Source organism: Streptomyces sp. NPDC002513, from assembly GCF_053595355.1.
This window is the reverse complement of record NZ_JBSFXK010000004.1, coordinates 200,058-214,848: the sequence shown is the minus strand read 5'-3', so window position 1 is coordinate 214,848 and position 14,791 is coordinate 200,058. Positions and strand designations below refer to the sequence as shown.

The window sequence follows — 14,791 nt, the reverse complement described above, 5'->3', positions numbered from 1 at the left end:
GGGGCATGGATCCCATCATTCCCCTGGAGCAGGCCCTGCACGCGGCCCGAGCCCTGGTGCTTGCCGACCTGGTCGCGGGTGAGGTCGCCGAGGCGGATGTCGTCTCGCTCGTCGAAGACTCCGTCGCCCAGCGGCGATGGTGGGTCGAGCAGTGGCCGCAGGGCGCGGACTACGTGGCCGGGCTGGTCGCCCAGGACGTCCAGGACGCCCTCCTGGAGCGGTACGGACGCTGGCCGTTGTGCCCCGTCTGCGGCTCCGGCGACCCGCACGCCCTCGACGTCGAGCCCGAACTCGGCGCCGATCCGCACTGGGTGTGCGCGAAGGCGGGCGTGAAGGTCGCGGCGGTGGGGTCCCTCGGGGCGGCCACGGGCGGGATGTCCTCCTCGTGACGGTCTATATCGACCCGCCCACCTGGCCGGGCCACGGCCGGCTGTGGTCCCACCTGATCAGCGACGTCTCCTACGACGAACTGCACCGGTTCGCCGAGCTGCTGGACGTGCCACGCCGGGCCTTCGACCGCGACCACTACGACCTGGCCTCCCACCGGTACCGGGACGCCGTCCGGGCGGGAGCGGTGGAGGTGGACAGCCGGGAGGTGGTGCGCCTGCTGCTCGCCTCCGGTCTGCGCCTGCGCAAGGGCCGGGCCCCCACCGCGGCGCGCCGGTCAGCCTCGTAGCTCGTACGTCACCCGCGTGCCGGCCGTGCCCACCCGGCGGAACCCGGCGCGCGAGACCACCCCGTGCGAGGCGAGGTTGTCCCCGTCCACGACCGCGCACAGGGTGCGGACGTCCTCCCGGGCCAGTGTCCGCGCCGCCAGGGCGCGCAGGGCCTCGGTCGCGTAGCCGTGGCCGCGGGCGGCCTCGGCCAGGTCGTAGCCGACCTCCGCGCGTCCCTCCTCGCCCGGCGCGCCGTGGAAGCCCATGCCGCCGACCGCGCGGCCGTCCTTGGTCCGTACGAGGACGTACAGGCCCCACTCCGGCCGGTACACCCCGTTCTCGTACGCGGTCACCACCATCCCGGCGGCGTCCCGCGTGCCCTGGAAGGGCCCGCCCTCGATCCACTCGAACCCCCCGTCCCCGCCCAGGAGCAGATCACGCGCCGCCGCGGGTGTGACGCCCTCCAGGGTCAGGCGTTCCGCCGGGACCACCGGGGTGTTGTGCCAGCGCCACTCCGTGACCGGGGCGCGGCCGGGCAGGTCACCTCGCCCGGTGGCCCACAACAGGGTGGGCCAGGGCGCCGGTCCGGGCCGGACCTGCGGGAAGATCCGGGTCAGCACGTCCTCGCACAGCCCGGCGGGCGGCTCGTACCCGAGCCCCAGGCCCTCGGCGATGTCGTGCGTGTGCAGCAGGACTTCGGCGACGCCCATCGCGGCGAAGCCCTCACGGTTCGCGCTGCGGAAGGGGAACGGGTGGAAGGCGCGCACCGCGCGCGGGGTGGTGCGGACGGCCGCCGAGAGCAGGGCGCCGGTCGCCTCGATCACCTCCAGCACGCCCGACTCGTCGGTGCCCTCGTCGAGGGTGAGGGCGAAGGGCACGTACGCGTCCTGCGGCGCTCCCGCCAACTGCCCCGCGTAGGCGAGGAGATCGCTCGCGATGTGCTCCGCGGTCCGGCGGCAGCTCCACTCCAGCCGCCCGGCCTTCACCCCCTCCCAGTCCCGGTCCGTCGCCGTCCGCAGCAGGCCCGTGCAGCTCGCCACGGCCTCTTCCACCTGTTCCCCGCCCATGTTCCTCATACGGGCAGGCTAGGAGACCGCCGGTCCCGGGGTCGACAGCATGTCCAGTTCGGAGCCGACGTTGTAGCGGGCCGTCGCCTCCCACCGGGCCTGCCCGTACGGGGTGCGGAACAGCCGGGGCAGGGCGAGGAGTTCGCGCAGGATCGCGGAGCGGCCCGCACGGAAGGCGTCGCCGGGCACGAAGCCGTACTCCTCGCGGACGGCGGCGGTGTAGGCGGCGTACGCGGACGGGGGCGAGGCCAGGACCGCGAGGTCGGCGTCGCACAGAACCTGGCCGTCGCGGTCGTCGTCGGCCGGGTCGTGCGTGAGGGTGAGCCGGACCAGCCGGGCGACCTCGGCCGTCCGGTCCCCGGCGACTCCTGCCTCGGACAAGGCGCGCTCGGCGAGCCGGGCGGAGCGCTCCTCGTTCTCGGAGCGGTCGGGCAGATAGACGGCGTCGTGGAACCAGGCGGCCAGCCGCACCAGGTCCGGATCGTCCGCGTACTCCTGGAGGACGTCGATGTGGTCGAGGACCGCGGTCAGATGCGCGAGCGTGTGGTAGTGGCGCTGCGGCTCCTGCCAGCGGGCGAGCAGGTTCTCGGCGTACGGGGCGGGATCGGGCCCGCCGGCCGGTCCCCGGACTTCCTCCAGGGCCTGGGTCCAGCGTTCGCGCAGGGCTTCGAGATCGGCCATGCAGCCATTGTCCCTGTCGTGCTCCGGCCGTTCGACCGTTGTCCCAGGGCGGCTGGACGCCGGTCTGTGCGGGAGAGGGCGGTCGACGCGAGAAGGCCGGGCTCGGTTCGTGCCGTCTCCCTGTCGGCGGCCCGTCGTCGTACGCTTGGATTGGACTAGACCTGTAGCCGCTCCAGGGGAACACCAACGGAAGGGGTCCTATGAGCACGCGTGCAGTCCTGGAGGTGATCGCCCTCGGACCCGAGGACGCGGTCGCCGCCCAGGCCGGAGGCGCGGACCGCCTCGAGCTGGTCACCGACATCGCCGCCGACGGGCTCACCCCGCCGGTCGCGGCCTTCGCCGGGATCCGTGCCGCCGTCGACATCCCGCTGCGCGTGATGCTCCGGAAGCAGGACGGGTTCGCGGCCGGTGACGGCGGGGCGCTCGTCCGCGCCGCGCGCGAGCTGCGCGCGGCCGGTGCCGACGAGTTCGTGCTCGGGTTCCTCGGCGAGGACGGCGGGCCCGACCTCGACACGGTGGAACGGCTGCTCGCGGAGCTGGACGGCTGCCGCTGGACCTTCCACCGCGCGATCGACCGCGCCGCCGACCGGGACGCCCTGCGCAAGCAGCTCGCCGATCTGCCGGGCCTGGACACCTACCTCACCGCCGGCTCGGCCGACGGCGTGGACGACGGCCTGCCCACCCTCCTCACCGAGGCCGCCCGGCGCGGCGAGCCCGGCTACACCCAGCGGCTCATGGTCGGCGGCGGCCTCTGCCTCCACCACGTCCCGCCGCTGCGTGCCGCCGGCGTGGACGCCTTCCACATCGGCGGCGCGGCCCGCCCGGCCGGCTGGACCGCACCGGTCTCCGCGCGGGCGGTACGGGAGTGGCGTTCGGCCCTCGACGGCTGACGTCAGCCGAGCTGGGGCGGCAGCGGGGCCGCGTGGGTCACGGTCAGGCCCGAGACGGCGCGGGTGAGGGCCACGTACAGGCGGCGCAGGCCCGTCCGTTCGTCCGGTTCGCCGTCGACGACCGCCTGTGGCTCGTCGAGGACCACGTAGTCGTACTCCAGACCCTTCGCGAGGGACGCCGGGACCAGGGCCAGCCGGATCTCCCGGGTCGTCTCCTCGCCGGGGCCGAGGTAGCCGACGCCCGCGGCGGTGAGCGCCTCGGCCAGTACGGGGATCCGGGCGTCGGCCGCGATCAGGCCGATCGAGCCCTCGTGCCGCAGCGACTGCGCGCACGCGGCCACCACGTCGGCTGCCTCCGCGACCGGGCGCACCTCGAAGGACCCCGGGTTCTCACGCACCGACGCCACGGGCGTGAGCCCCGGCGCGATGTGCGGCAGCAGCCGGGAGGCGTAGGCGATCACGTCCGTCGGCACGCGGAAACCGGCCGTCAGCTCCTCGATCACCGCGTCCGGCTTGCCCAGGTGGGCGAGCGCCTCCTCCCAACTGCGCGTCGCCCAGGGCGTGGTGCCTTGCGCGAGATCGCCGAGCACGGTCGCCGAACCGGTGGTGCAGCGCCGGCCGACCGCCCGGTACTGCATCGGGGAGAGGTCCTGCGCCTCGTCGAGCACGACGTGCCCGAGCGAGTGGGTGCGCTGGACCAGGTCGGAGGCTTCGTCGATCAGGACGGCGTCCGCGGGTGACCACCGGGCGGACTTGACGGACCGCACCGGCCTCGTCCAGAGGATCTCCTTGCGCTCGTCCTCGTCGAGCAGTCCCTCCGCGTGCTCGGCGAGGAAGCCGGCGTCCGTGAGCAGCCGCAGGACCAGCTTGGCCGGGTCGACCGGCGGCCAGATCGCCTTGACCGCCGCCTTCACGGCGGTGTTGCGGGCCACGGCGTCCTGCACGCGGTCGTCCGGTGCCTCCCCGGCCCGCTCCATCTGGACCAGCACGGCGTGCGCGATCCGCTGCGGCAGGGCCTCGCGGGCGGCGCCGTAGCGGATGTCCCGGTCCAGCAACTCCCGGACGATCTCCTCCAGTTCGTACGCGGGCACGCGCCAGCGCCGGGAGCCGCGCACCACCACGACGGGCTCGGCCGGCAGCGTCACATGCGCGCGGACGGCCCGCCGCAGCACCTGGGCCATCCGGGCGTCGCCCTTGACGACGGCCGCCGCCGCGGTGTCCGTCCCGTGCACCTCGACCCGCGCGACGAGGTCGTCGACCGTCGCCTGCCGCACCTCCAGCTCGCCGAGCGCGGGCAGCACCTGCTCGATGTAGTGCAGGAAGGACGCGTTCGGCCCGATGACGAGGGTGCCGGTGCGGGCGAGACGCTCGCGGTGCGCGTACAGGAGGTAGGCGACCCGGTGCAGGCCGACGGCCGTCTTTCCGGTGCCGGGGCCGCCCTGCACACAGACCGTTCCCGACAGCCCGGACCGCACGATCTCGTCCTGCTCGGGCTGGATGGTGGCCACGATGTCGCGCATCGGGCCGACGCGCGGGCGCTCGATCTCCTGCTGGAGCAGTTTGCTGGTGGTGGCGGCCTCGGCGGGGTCGGACAGGTGCTCGTCCTCGTACGCGGTGAGGTCGCCGCCGGTGTAGCCGAAGCGGCGGCGCAGCCCGATGTCCATCGGGTCCTTCTTCGAGGCCCGGTAGAACGGCTGGGAGACGGGCGCGCGCCAGTCGATCACCATCGGGTCGCCGTCGGCGTCGTGCACATGGCGGCGCCCGATGTAGAACCGTTCGCTCTGCGCACCCTCCGCCTGATCGGCTCCGGGTGTGTGGAGATAGTCGAGGCGGCCGAAGAACAGCGGGGTGTGGCTGAGGTCGGCGAGGGCCTTGATGCGCTCGTCGATCTGGCGGGCGAGCACCTCGGCGTTGACCCAGTTCGCGGTGACATCGCTGATGTCGAGGTTCTCCACGTCCTCGCGCATCGCGCGCAGCGCGGCCCGGGAGGCGGCGAGGTGGGAGCGTTCGCGGGAGAGGGGGTCGGCGTCCGGGGAGCCGGAGCCGGAGCGGGGGGCGGGGGTTGACGGGGTGGACACGGAAAGCTGCCTCCGGGGCGGTGGCTCGTCGCGGGGACGGGGGCGGTGGTGCCGTCGACGGGCGGCGGTGGTGCCGTCCGGTTTCCGTCCGGACGACGGCTCTCCGTGAAGGGAGGCGGGCAAGGGAGGAGATTTTAGGTGACGGCGCCCGCGGCGGCCAACGGATTTCGCGGCGCCCCGGGGCGCACCCGCCCGTCACCCCCGGGGCCATGCCCGCCCGGCACCCCAGGGCCGCCCGCCCGGCACCCCTAAGGGGAGGGGTCCCTCCGGAGTACGACACCGGGCCGCCGCAAGGGGTACGCGAAAGCCGCGCAGATTACGTCCTTGGACCGACGCCATCCGGGGCCGGCGGTTCCACCATGGAGACATGAGCGCAGCAACCTTCACCCCCGCCCGACACGGCCCGCCGCCCGGTGCGACCGCCCTCGACGGGAAGAAGCAGCACCGTCACCGCCTCGGGGACGCCCTGCGCGCCGCCAAGGTGTTCCTGGGCGCCGCGATCGACGTGGTCGTCCTCGGCGAGTACGGGGAAGAAGCGGGCGTCCGCAGCCGCCGGTGACGGCGGCTCACCGGGCGCTCCACCCGCCACGGCCGGGCTCCACCGCCCGGAGGCGAGGGCCTCGACCCGTTCCCTGGCGGACCGTGACTCTTTGGCCACTCTCTGTGTCTTCGTCTCTGTCTGAGCCGTTGAAGCCCTGAAGTCTCGAAGCCCTTGACCCTCAGTTCTCGGCCAGCAGTTCGTCCGCGTCCATGATCCGGTACGCATAACCCTGCTCCGCCAGGAAGCGCTGGCGGTGGGCGGCGAAGTCCTGGTCGATGGTGTCGCGGGCGACCACCGAGTAGAAGTGCGCCTGGTGCCCGTCCGCCTTCGGCCGCAGTACCCGCCCCAGCCGCTGGGCCTCCTCCTGCCGCGACCCGAACGTCCCCGACACCTGGATGGCGACGGTCGCCTCCGGCAGGTCGATGGAGAAGTTCGCGACCTTGGAGACGACGAGCACGTTGATCTCGCCCTCGCGGAAGGCGTCGAAGAGCTTCTCCCGCTGCGCGTTGGAGGTCTCGCCCTTGATGACGGGCGCGCCCAGGTGCTCGCCCAGCTCGTCCAGTTGGTCGATGTACTGGCCGATGACCAGGATCTGCTGCCCCGCGAAGCGCCGCACCAGCGCCTCGGTCACCTTGCGCTTGGTGTCGGTGGTCGCGCAGAAGCGGTACTTCTCCTCGGTCTCCGCGGTGGCGTACGCGAGGCGCTCGGCGTCGGTGAGGTTCACCCGCACCTCGACGCAGTCGGCGGGGGCGATATAGCCCTGGGCCTCGATCTCCTTCCAGGGCGAGTCGAACCGCTTGGGCCCGATGAGGGAGAACACGTCCGACTCGCGGCCGTCCTCGCGCACCAGCGTCGCGGTCAGCCCGAGCCGCCGGCGCGCCTGGAGGTCGGCCGTGAACTTGAAGACGGGCGCGGGCAGCAGATGCACCTCGTCGTAGACGATGAGCCCCCAGTCGCGCGAGTCGAACAGCTCCAGGTGCGGGTAGACACCCTTCCGCTTGGTGGTGAGCACCTGGTACGTGGCGATGGTGACCGGCCGGATCTCCTTCCTCGCACCGGAGTACTCGCCGATCTCGTCCTCGGTGAGCGAGGTCCGCTTCACCAGCTCGTGCTTCCACTGCCGGGCGGAGACGGTGTTGGTGACCAGGATCAGGGTGGTGGCCTTGGCCTGCGCCATGGACCCGGCGCCGACCAGGGTCTTGCCGGCGCCGCAGGGCAGTACGACGACTCCGCTGCCGCCGTGCCAGAAGTTCTCCACGGCCTGCTTCTGGTACGGCCGCAGCGCCCATCCGTCCTCGGCCAGCTCGATGGGGTGCGCCTCGCCGTCGACGTACCCCGCGAGGTCCTCGGCGGGCCAGCCCAGCTTGAGCAGCACCTGCTTGATCTGCCCGCGCTCGGACGGATGCACGGCGACGGTGTCCTGGTCGATCCGGGTCCCGACCAGCGGAGCGATGCGCTTGGACCGCAGCACCTCCTCCAGGACGGGCCGGTCGGTGCTCGTCAGGACCAGGCCGTGGGCCGGGTGCTTGGTGAGGGTCAGCCGCCCGTACCGGTCCATGGTCTCGGCGATGTCGACGAGCAGCGCGTGCGGCACGGGATACCGGCTGTACTGCACGAGCGCGTCCACGACCTGCTCGGCGTCGTGCCCGGCGGCCCGGGCGTTCCACAGCCCGAGCGGGGTCACCCGGTAGGTGTGGATGTGCTCGGGCGCCCGCTCCAGTTCGGCGAACGGTGCGATGGCGCGACGGCAGTCGTCGGCCTGCTCGTGATCGACTTCGAGAAGCAGGGTCTTATCGGACTGAACGATGAGCGGACCATTCACGCGCGGCACCCTTTCCGTGTGGCCAAACGTCCAGTGTGCCTCATCGGGGGGTGATCACGGCTGGTCGTCCGCCAGCTCGGCCACTCCCGTGACCCGGTGCAGCGGATAGGTGCGGACCTCGTCCGCCGTGTGGTCGTACGCCGTCACGAAACCGCCCTCCACCCGCAGGGGGGCGATGACGCGCTGGGAGGCGGTCCCCTCGGCGTTGACATAGCCGATCCACACGGCGGTACCGGTGAGGACGGCGGCCTGCATGGTGGCGAGGGTCTCGGCGGAGGTGGTGCGCGGCAGGTCGCCGTCGGCGGCGGCCGGGGCCGGGCCGGGTTTGCGCGGCGCCGTCGAGGCGAGGTCCCCGGCCCGGATGGCGCGCAGGGCCGCCGTCAGCAGCGTCGCGTCGGGCGTCGGCGGCCCCTCCGGGACCGGCTCCGGCGCGGTACGGGGCGGGGTGCGGTGGGCATGGGCCCGGGTGATCAGCACATCGCCCTCCGCGGACTCCGCGGCCGGGGCGAAGCCCATGGCGCGCAGCCCCTCCAGCAGCGTCGCCGGGTCGGCCCCCGCGGCGAGGACCGTCGGGGCCAGCCGGCGCAGGCGCAGCGAGGCGGAGCGCTTGTCGGCGAGGATCTCGTTCAGCATGTTGTCGTCGTCGCAGCGCACATACGCCGAGGCCGCCCCGACGCGCAGATGCCCGTGCCTGCGCGCCACGTCGTCGATCAGATAGGCGAGCGGCTGCGGGACCGGGGTGCGGGAGTGCGTGGCGAGGAACGCGTGCAGATCGCTCGCGCTGCGCCCCGCGTCCAGGGCGCGGCGCACGGAGGCGGGCGTGAAGCGGTAGACCGTCGCGCCGCCCTTCGACTCGACGTCCGCGAGCACCCCGAGCACGTCGGCCAGCGGTCGCTGAAGCGGGCCCGGGGCCACCGCCGTCAGATCCGCCTGGAGCAGCACATGGTCCAGGGGCTCGGGCAGCAGCGGGGCGAGCAGCCGCGCGGCGCGGGCGGCGGCCGCCGCCCGCTCGGCCGCCGTGAGGGGCTCGCGGAGCGCGGGGCGGTGGTGCCGGTGGTGCACCGGCAGCTTGTCGCCGGGGCCGGCCGGCTCGGCGCCCGGCGCGTGCTCAGTGCCCTCACCGGCCCCGCCGGCCTCAGCGGCCCCGCCGTTCTCGTAGGCCTCGCCGAGCAGGGCGCGCCCGTGGACGGACAGCGCGCCACGGCCCGTGACGCCCAGCAGCTCCGCCTCGGACAGCGTCCACTCGGCGAGGCGCCCGCGCAGGTCCTCCGCCGCGGGCTGCGCGCCGCGCAGCGGGCGTTCCCAGCGGAGCCGGGCGAGGACCGAGTCGGGGGTGGCCGCGGCGCCCTCCGGCAGACCGGCGAGCAGCGTCAGCACCCGGTGGCGCACCTCGGGGGCGGGCGAGCGGTCCAGCCCGGGGCCGAGCGCGGACAGCGTGCGGTCCTTCGCGTCCCGGCCGCCGACCAGGCCCGGGGTGCGGGTCGCCGCCAGCCAGGCCGCGGCCAGCCGGCTCCACCGCTCGGCGGCGGGCAACTCCCGCCACTCGTCGTACGCCGGGGTCGCCGCGTACCGCTCGTCGGCCTCGCCGTCGGAGGCCAGCAGCCCCGCCGCGTAGGCGAGTTCGACCCAGAAGGCGGCCACGGGCTCGGACACGTCGAGCGCCACCGCCGTCCGCTTCAGGTCCCGCACGCTCAGGCCGCCCGCGCGCAGCACCGCCGGCCCGCCCTCGTCCCAGTCCTTCAGCAGCTCCTCGACGGTGGCGAGCGCGCTGTAGGCCTGACCGGCCGCCGTCGCGTCCACGAGCTGCGGACGGTGGGCGGCGGCGACGGCGAGGGCGGGCGGCAGCGGCTCGGTGTGCCGGTGCGCGCGCCCGGACCGCAGGTGCAGCGCCACCTCGCGGGGGAGGACGACGGTCCCGGGGGCGGTCGGCAGCAGCAGTCCCCGGTCCAGCAGCCAGCGCAGCCGCGCCGCCGGAGTGGCGGTGACCTGGCCGTACGGCGGTCCCCACACCAGCCGCGTCAGCACCTCCAGGGACTCGGCGGGGGCACCGGCGAGGAGCGCGGCCATCCGGGCGCGGTCGGTGAACAGAGCGGTCAGGGAGGCCACCGCGGACACCGCGTCATGGGTGCTGGGCAGCCCGGTGGCGGTCACGATCTCCTGGATCCGGCCCGGGGACATGCCGGAGGCGGCCTCGGCGGCGGTGGGGCCGAGACCGGTGGGCGAGGGGTGCTGCGGGGACGGGGCGAGCAGCTCCCGGGCCGTACGCACCAGCCGCAGGCGGTCGTCGGGGCCCCAGGCGAGGGCCTGCTCGCGGAGGGTGGCGAGGGCGCGCGGGAGGGCCTCGGCGACGACGGGGTCGGCCTCCGCGCCGCCGTCCGAGGCCATCAGCCCCAGCAGTTCGTCGTACGACGCCGGGTCCGGGGCCACGGCCAGGGCCTCCGCCGTCTGCAGGGCGAACCGGTCGAGGCGCTCCAGCGCCCGGACGACGCTCGCGCGGGTCGCGGCGCGGGTGGCGAGCTGGGTGAGGTCGGTGGGGACGGGGGTGATGAGATCCGGGCGGGCGCGCAGGAGAGCGGACAGGGAGGCGTCGTCCCGCGCACGCAGGGATTCGGCCAGTGAGCGGGGTGCGGCGGCGCCGGTGCCCGCGGCTTCCTTGCGTGAGCGCTCCTCGGGGGTCATCCGGTCAACCGTAGCGGGTGACGCCCGCTCATGGCCCGTCCGGCGCCCGAGGAGGAGGCCGGGGAGGCCGACAGGAGTCCCGGGCACGGCTTCCGGGAAGCATCCGCCGGGATACGGTACATACGGACAGCGGCCCACCCGGAGGGGCTTCGTGGGGATCGAGAGCGACCAGCTTGTCTTCGACTATCTGAGCCGGGTCGGAGACGTGGCCCAGCAGCACCAGCTGCCGTCGGCCGCGCGCATGCGGCTCGTGTCCGGGCTGCGCGAGGAGATCGACCGGCGGCGGGCGAAAGCCCCGGTGGACAGCCCGGCCGCCGTCCGGCGCATCCTCGCACGGCTGGGTACCCCCGACGAGGTCGTGACCGCCGCGTCCGAGGACACCGCGGGCGGCGGCGCCGCTCCGAGCCGTTCCGTGACCGTCCCCACACAGCGGACGAACGGCGTCGAGGACCTCGACCGCCCCAGGGGCCTGCGCCGTGTCGTGCCCCGCCCCCGCCGCGCCGAGCCCGGCCCCCCGGGTCCCTCCCGCAACGCCCCTTCGCCGCCCCATCTGGCCGGCCCGGACGAACTGGGCGACAGCGCCGCCCTGTCCGACTGGTGGCGGGTGGCCGGCACCTCCGGCGGCGGGTTCGCGCTCGGCGACTCCGTCCCCGGGTTCACGGGCGGGGTGGAGATCCCCGAACTGCTGAAGCCGCCGCCCCGGCCGGGCGGCCCGTCGAAACCGGGCACCGCGAAGGAACCGGCCGCCGACGGAACGAAGGCGAAGGAGCCCGCCGTCGAGGCCGCCCCCGTCGGGGAGAGCACCGGCAGGCGCCGCCGGCTGCCGCCCCTTCTCACGGCCCGGAGCAACCCGCTGCTGCTCCTGGCGGCCGGACTCCTGCTCGCCGGGGCCGTGCTCGGGAGCTGGCTCGCCCTGGGCCTCGGCTGGCTGATCGCCTGGGTGTCGCGCCGGCTGACCCCCGCGGAGTCCAAGTGGGCGGTCATGGGCCTGCCCGGCCTGGCCGCGGCCTCGGGGATCGTCTGGCTCTGGGGCCGCACCAGCGGACGCTGGGGCGATCCGATCGCCCAGGGGCACATGAACGACGCCCTCGCCCAGACCTGGCCCTGGGTGGTGCGCGGAGCGGCCGTCGCCTCGGCCCTGTATCTGGTGTGGCGGTCACAGCGGCAGAAGTGAGGCGGCGGCCGGCCCGCGGAGCCGCCGCCGGTGCGCAACGGCGGCGCTGGGACAATGGCCCCCATGACGTCTCGCGCCCTCACCGTCGGCTTCGACCTCGACATGACGCTGATCGACTCCCGGCCCGGTATCCACGCCTGCTATCGGGCGCTGTCGGCCCGCACGGGAACGTACATCGATGCCGACCTCGCCGTCACCCGGCTCGGCCCCCCGCTGGTGGACGAACTGGTCAACTGGTTCCCGGCGGAGCGGATCGAGGCGATGGCCGATCTCTACCGCGCGATGTATCCGGCCATCGCGATCACCGCGACGCCCGCCCTGCCCGGCGCCCGCGAGGCGATCGAGGCCGTGCGGGCGGCCGGCGGGCGCGCGATCGTCGTCACCGCCAAGTACGAGCCCAATGCCAAGCTGCACCTGGAGCACCTCGGGATCGAGCCCGACGAGGTGATCGGCGACCTGTGGGCGGAGCAGAAGGCGGAGGCGCTCCTGGAGCACGGCGCGGGTGTCTACGTCGGCGACCACGTGGGGGACGTGCGGGGTGCCCGTACGGCCGACGCGTACTCCGTCGCCGTGGCCACCGGCCCCTGCCCCGCCGAGGAGCTGCGGGCGGCGGGCGCCGACGTCGTGCTCGCGGACCTGACCGAGTTCCCCTCCTGGCTGACGGCGTACGAGCCCCGGTAGGCGCGCCGGCCGGTCAGGAGCGTGCCCCGCGGGCCCGTCTGCGGCCCTCCGCGATCGACCGCAGGAGGCCTGCGCCGGCCATCAGGAAGCCGACGCCCATGAGCATGCTCAGACCGAACATGAACGTCGGGAAGGGCTTCGTCCCGAGCAGGAACGGGGCCACGGTGACCAAAGTGGCCACCGCTCCGACGAAGAAGACGATCGCACCGGCACGGATCAGCCGGTCGCCGGCCGCGGCGGAATTCGCTTGGGTTTCGTCACGCACTGGACCAGGGTAGTTCCCGTCGCGAGGAACGACTCGGCGGCGTCTTGTCACCGGCCCCCGGACCACTAGCCTTGGTACCGGCGGGTCCGGGCGACCCGCCGCGGTGCTCTCCAGAGTGGTTTCCCGAAATACTTTGCAGACGCAGTTTCCGACGAGTACGAGTACGAGTACGGATGTGCCCACCGGCGAGGTGAAGCGGTTCAGCCGGGTACACCCGGTCTCCGCGCGCTTTCCGACGAGCCGTCCGGCTCCGACACACCGAGGACGAGGTTCAGGCTGATGCCGACGGGCAAGGTCAAGTGGTTCAACAGTGAGAAGGGCTTCGGCTTTCTCTCCCGCGACGACGGCGGCGACGTCTTCGTCCACTCCTCGGTTCTCCCCGCCGGAGTCGATTCCCTGAAGCCGGGACAGCGCGTGGAGTTCGGAGTGGTCGCCGGTCAGCGTGGCGACCAGGCGCTGTCCGTCACCCTTTTGGAGCCGGCTCCCTCGGTCGCGGCGGCCCAGCGCAAGAAGCCGGACGAACTGGCGTCCATCGTCCAGGACCTGACGACGCTCCTGGAGAACATCACCCCGATGCTGGAGAAGGGCCGCTACCCCGAGAAGGCCTCCGGCAAGAAGATCGCGGGCCTGCTGCGCGCGGTCGCCGACCAGTTGGACGTCTGACCGCGCGCACGCCGGTCCGGGACGGGACCTCCGTCAGGGGAACGCGAGCGCGTCAGGGCCGAGGGGCGGCAGCAGCCCCTCGGCCGCCGCGCGGGTGAGCAGGCCCCGGACCGCGGCGTAGCCGTCCTCGCCCAGGTCCGCGGTGAACTCGTTGACGTACAGCCCGATATGGGCGTCCGCCACCGCCGGGTCCATCTCCTGCGCGTGCTCCATGACGTACGCACGGGAGGCCTCGGGGTCGTCCCAGGCCGCCCGTACGGAGGCCCGCGCGGACTCGGCGAGCAGCTTCAGCGTGGCCTCGCCCAGTGAGCGCCGGGCGATGATCGCTCCCAGCGGGATCGGCAGGCCGGTCGTGGCCTCCCAGTGCGCGCCCATGTCGGCGAGCTTGTGCAACCCGTAGTTCCGGTAGGTGAACCGGGCCTCGTGGATCACGAGCCCCGCGTCGACCTTCCCGTCCCGCACGGCCGGCATGATCTCGTGGAACGGCATGACGACGATCTCGCCGACCCCGCCCGGCACGGTGTCCGCGGCCCACAGGCGGAAGAGCAGGTAGGCCGTCGACGTCTCGCTCGGCACGGCGACGGTCCGGCCGGTGAGCGGGGCCCCCGGCTCCCGGGTGAGCACCAGCGGCCCGCAGCCCCGGCCCAGCGCGCCGCCGCACGGCAGCAGCGCGTACTCGTCCAGGACGTACGGCAGCACGGCGTACGACACCTTCAGCACGTCGGACTCGCCGCGCTCGGCCATGCCGTTGGTGATGTCGATGTCGGCGAAGGTGACGTCGAGCTCCGGTGCGCCGGGGACACGGCCATGAGCCCATGCCTCGAAGACGAAGGTGTCGTTCGGGCAGGGGGAGTAGGCGATCCTCAGGGGCTGGGGCTCACCGGGTGCGGTCATGCTGTGTCCACCTCTCGAGTGCGGGCGCGAGCTTCCCGAAGCCCTCGGTGAGGGCCGCGAGGGCGTCGCCGACGCGCCAGGCGGCGCGGTCGCGGGGGCCGACGGGGTTGGAGACGGCCCGGATCTCCACGACGGGTGTGCCGTGCGCGGCGGCAGCCTCCGCGACGCCGAACCCCTCCATCGCCTCGGCGAGCGCATACGGATGCCGGGCGCGCAGCTCGGCGGAGCGCCGGGTGCTGCCGGTGACGGTCGAGACGGTGAGGACGGTGCCGGTCAGCGCGCCGGAGGCGGCCGCGAGGTCTCGTACGAGTGATGCGGGCGGCCGGTGGCTGACGGTCCCGAAGCCGAGGTCGGTGACCGGGAGGAAGCCGTCCGGAGTCTCGGCACCGAGGTCGGCGGCCACGATGTCGTCGGCGACGACGAGTGCGCCGAGGGGGGCGTGCGGTGCGAAGCCGCCCGCGATGCCGGCGCTGACCACGAGGGCGTAAGGGGCGCCCCTGAGGGCGGCGGCGGTCAGCGCGGCGGCGGTGGAGGCGGCGGCGAGGGCGGGGCCGACCCCGACGGCGAGGAGGTCGAAGGGCCCGGTCCGGTGCAGGGTGCCCGCAGGCAGCGGAACCCCGGCGGCCGGCCCCGGGAACGCCCCGGCCACCGCGTCCCGTTCGGCCGGGACCGCGGTGGCCACGAGGATGCCTCCCCCGCG

The 14,791-nt window shown here is 74.2% G+C and carries 15 protein-coding genes; 7 read left to right on the top strand and 8 right to left on the bottom strand.

The annotated features are described in order from the left end of the window. Positions 1 to 5: 5 nt before the first annotated feature. Complete coding sequence (locus tag ACWD5Q_RS05035; RefSeq protein ID WP_451425611.1) at positions 6 to 389, top strand: hypothetical protein; 384 nt, start codon at positions 6 to 8, stop codon at positions 387 to 389. Then, positions 386 to 676 carry a DUF4031 domain-containing protein gene (locus ACWD5Q_RS05030; protein ID WP_451425610.1) on the top strand — a complete coding sequence of 97 codons (291 nt, stop codon included), beginning with the start codon at positions 386 to 388 and terminating at the stop codon, positions 674 to 676. Before ACWD5Q_RS05035 ends, ACWD5Q_RS05030 begins: the two co-directional genes overlap by 4 nt. Here ACWD5Q_RS05030 and ACWD5Q_RS05025 read toward each other — a convergent pair. Beyond that, positions 665 to 1,732, bottom strand: a complete 1,068-nt coding sequence (locus ACWD5Q_RS05025; protein ID WP_451425609.1) for a GNAT family N-acetyltransferase — start codon at positions 1,730 to 1,732, stop codon at positions 665 to 667. The genes ACWD5Q_RS05030 and ACWD5Q_RS05025 overlap by 12 nt on opposite strands. A gap of 9 nt (positions 1,733 to 1,741) precedes the next feature. Then, positions 1,742 to 2,404 (bottom strand): HD domain-containing protein, encoded by a 663-nt coding sequence (locus ACWD5Q_RS05020; protein WP_451425608.1) that lies wholly within the window; start codon positions 2,402 to 2,404, stop codon positions 1,742 to 1,744. Positions 2,405 to 2,604: 200 nt separating this feature from the next. Here ACWD5Q_RS05020 and ACWD5Q_RS05015 point away from each other — a divergent pair, with 200 nt between their 5' ends. Then, on the top strand, positions 2,605 to 3,294 hold the full coding sequence (locus ACWD5Q_RS05015) for a copper homeostasis protein CutC (protein WP_451425607.1): 690 nt from the start codon (positions 2,605 to 2,607) through the stop codon (positions 3,292 to 3,294). 2 nt (positions 3,295 to 3,296) lie between these two features. Here ACWD5Q_RS05015 and ACWD5Q_RS05010 read toward each other — a convergent pair whose 3' ends face one another. Further along, a complete protein-coding gene (locus tag ACWD5Q_RS05010; RefSeq protein WP_451425606.1) occupies positions 3,297 to 5,372 on the bottom strand; it encodes a HelD family protein in 2,076 nt (691 codons plus the stop codon). A gap of 367 nt (positions 5,373 to 5,739) precedes the next feature. Here ACWD5Q_RS05010 and ACWD5Q_RS05005 point away from each other — a divergent pair, with 367 nt between their 5' ends. Then, entirely contained in the window at positions 5,740 to 5,931 is a 192-nt protein-coding gene (locus tag ACWD5Q_RS05005; RefSeq protein WP_451425605.1) for a hypothetical protein, read from the top strand. Positions 5,932 to 6,091: 160 nt separating this feature from the next. Here ACWD5Q_RS05005 and ACWD5Q_RS05000 read toward each other — a convergent pair whose 3' ends face one another. Both ACWD5Q_RS05000 and ACWD5Q_RS04995 read right to left on the bottom strand, forming a co-directional pair. Beyond that, on the bottom strand, positions 6,092 to 7,735 hold the full coding sequence (locus tag ACWD5Q_RS05000; protein WP_451425604.1) for a DNA repair helicase XPB: 1,644 nt from the start codon (positions 7,733 to 7,735) through the stop codon (positions 6,092 to 6,094). 54 nt (positions 7,736 to 7,789) lie between these two features. Next, positions 7,790 to 10,414, bottom strand: coding sequence for a helicase-associated domain-containing protein (locus tag ACWD5Q_RS04995; RefSeq protein WP_451425603.1), 2,625 nt, complete (start codon positions 10,412 to 10,414; stop codon positions 7,790 to 7,792). Between the two features lie 151 nt (positions 10,415 to 10,565). On the opposite strand from ACWD5Q_RS04995, the gene ACWD5Q_RS04990 reads away from it, so the two are divergent. Next, complete coding sequence (locus tag ACWD5Q_RS04990) at positions 10,566 to 11,588, top strand: hypothetical protein (protein ID WP_451425602.1); 1,023 nt, start codon at positions 10,566 to 10,568, stop codon at positions 11,586 to 11,588. A gap of 63 nt (positions 11,589 to 11,651) precedes the next feature. After that, positions 11,652 to 12,269, top strand: coding sequence for an HAD family hydrolase (locus ACWD5Q_RS04985; protein ID WP_451425601.1), 618 nt, complete (start codon positions 11,652 to 11,654; stop codon positions 12,267 to 12,269). 13 nt (positions 12,270 to 12,282) lie between these two features. Here the strand turns inward: ACWD5Q_RS04985 and ACWD5Q_RS04980 are convergent, their stop codons facing one another. Continuing rightward, positions 12,283 to 12,534, bottom strand: coding sequence for a hypothetical protein (locus tag ACWD5Q_RS04980; protein ID WP_451425600.1), 252 nt, complete (start codon positions 12,532 to 12,534; stop codon positions 12,283 to 12,285). 279 nt (positions 12,535 to 12,813) lie between these two features. Between ACWD5Q_RS04980 and ACWD5Q_RS04975 the strand changes: the two genes are divergently transcribed. Continuing rightward, the gene (locus tag ACWD5Q_RS04975; protein ID WP_451425599.1) at positions 12,814 to 13,197 is read left to right on the top strand and encodes a cold-shock protein; all 384 of its coding nucleotides are present in this window, start codon (positions 12,814 to 12,816) and stop codon (positions 13,195 to 13,197) included. A gap of 33 nt (positions 13,198 to 13,230) precedes the next feature. Here the strand turns inward: ACWD5Q_RS04975 and ACWD5Q_RS04970 are convergent, their stop codons facing one another. Both ACWD5Q_RS04970 and ACWD5Q_RS04965 read right to left on the bottom strand, forming a co-directional pair. Continuing rightward, a complete protein-coding gene (locus ACWD5Q_RS04970; protein ID WP_451425598.1) occupies positions 13,231 to 14,091 on the bottom strand; it encodes a 1,4-dihydroxy-6-naphthoate synthase in 861 nt (286 codons plus the stop codon). Continuing rightward, entirely contained in the window at positions 14,075 to 14,773 is a 699-nt protein-coding gene (locus tag ACWD5Q_RS04965) for a futalosine hydrolase (RefSeq protein WP_451425597.1), read from the bottom strand. The genes ACWD5Q_RS04970 and ACWD5Q_RS04965 overlap by 17 nt, the downstream gene beginning before the upstream one ends. Positions 14,774 to 14,791 lie beyond the last annotated feature (18 nt).

Bases quoted from the DNA above. Each gene is read 5' to 3' on its own strand.
- ACWD5Q_RS05035 (WP_451425611.1), top strand. From the start codon at position 6: ATGGATCCCATCATTCCCCTGGAGCAGGCCCTGCACGCGGCCCGAGCC.
- ACWD5Q_RS05025 (WP_451425609.1), bottom strand. From the start codon at position 1,732: ATGAGGAACATGGGCGGGGAACAGGTGGAAGAGGCCGTGGCGAGCTGC.
- ACWD5Q_RS05020 (WP_451425608.1), bottom strand. From the start codon at position 2,404: ATGGCCGATCTCGAAGCCCTGCGCGAACGCTGGACCCAGGCCCTGGAG.
- ACWD5Q_RS05015 (WP_451425607.1), top strand. From the start codon at position 2,605: ATGAGCACGCGTGCAGTCCTGGAGGTGATCGCCCTCGGACCCGAGGAC.
- ACWD5Q_RS05005 (WP_451425605.1), top strand. From the start codon at position 5,740: ATGAGCGCAGCAACCTTCACCCCCGCCCGACACGGCCCGCCGCCCGGT.
- ACWD5Q_RS04995 (WP_451425603.1), bottom strand. From the start codon at position 10,414: ATGACCCCCGAGGAGCGCTCACGCAAGGAAGCCGCGGGCACCGGCGCC.
- ACWD5Q_RS04985 (WP_451425601.1), top strand. From the start codon at position 11,652: ATGACGTCTCGCGCCCTCACCGTCGGCTTCGACCTCGACATGACGCTG.
- ACWD5Q_RS04975 (WP_451425599.1), top strand. From the start codon at position 12,814: ATGCCGACGGGCAAGGTCAAGTGGTTCAACAGTGAGAAGGGCTTCGGC.
- ACWD5Q_RS04970 (WP_451425598.1), bottom strand. From the start codon at position 14,091: ATGACCGCACCCGGTGAGCCCCAGCCCCTGAGGATCGCCTACTCCCCC.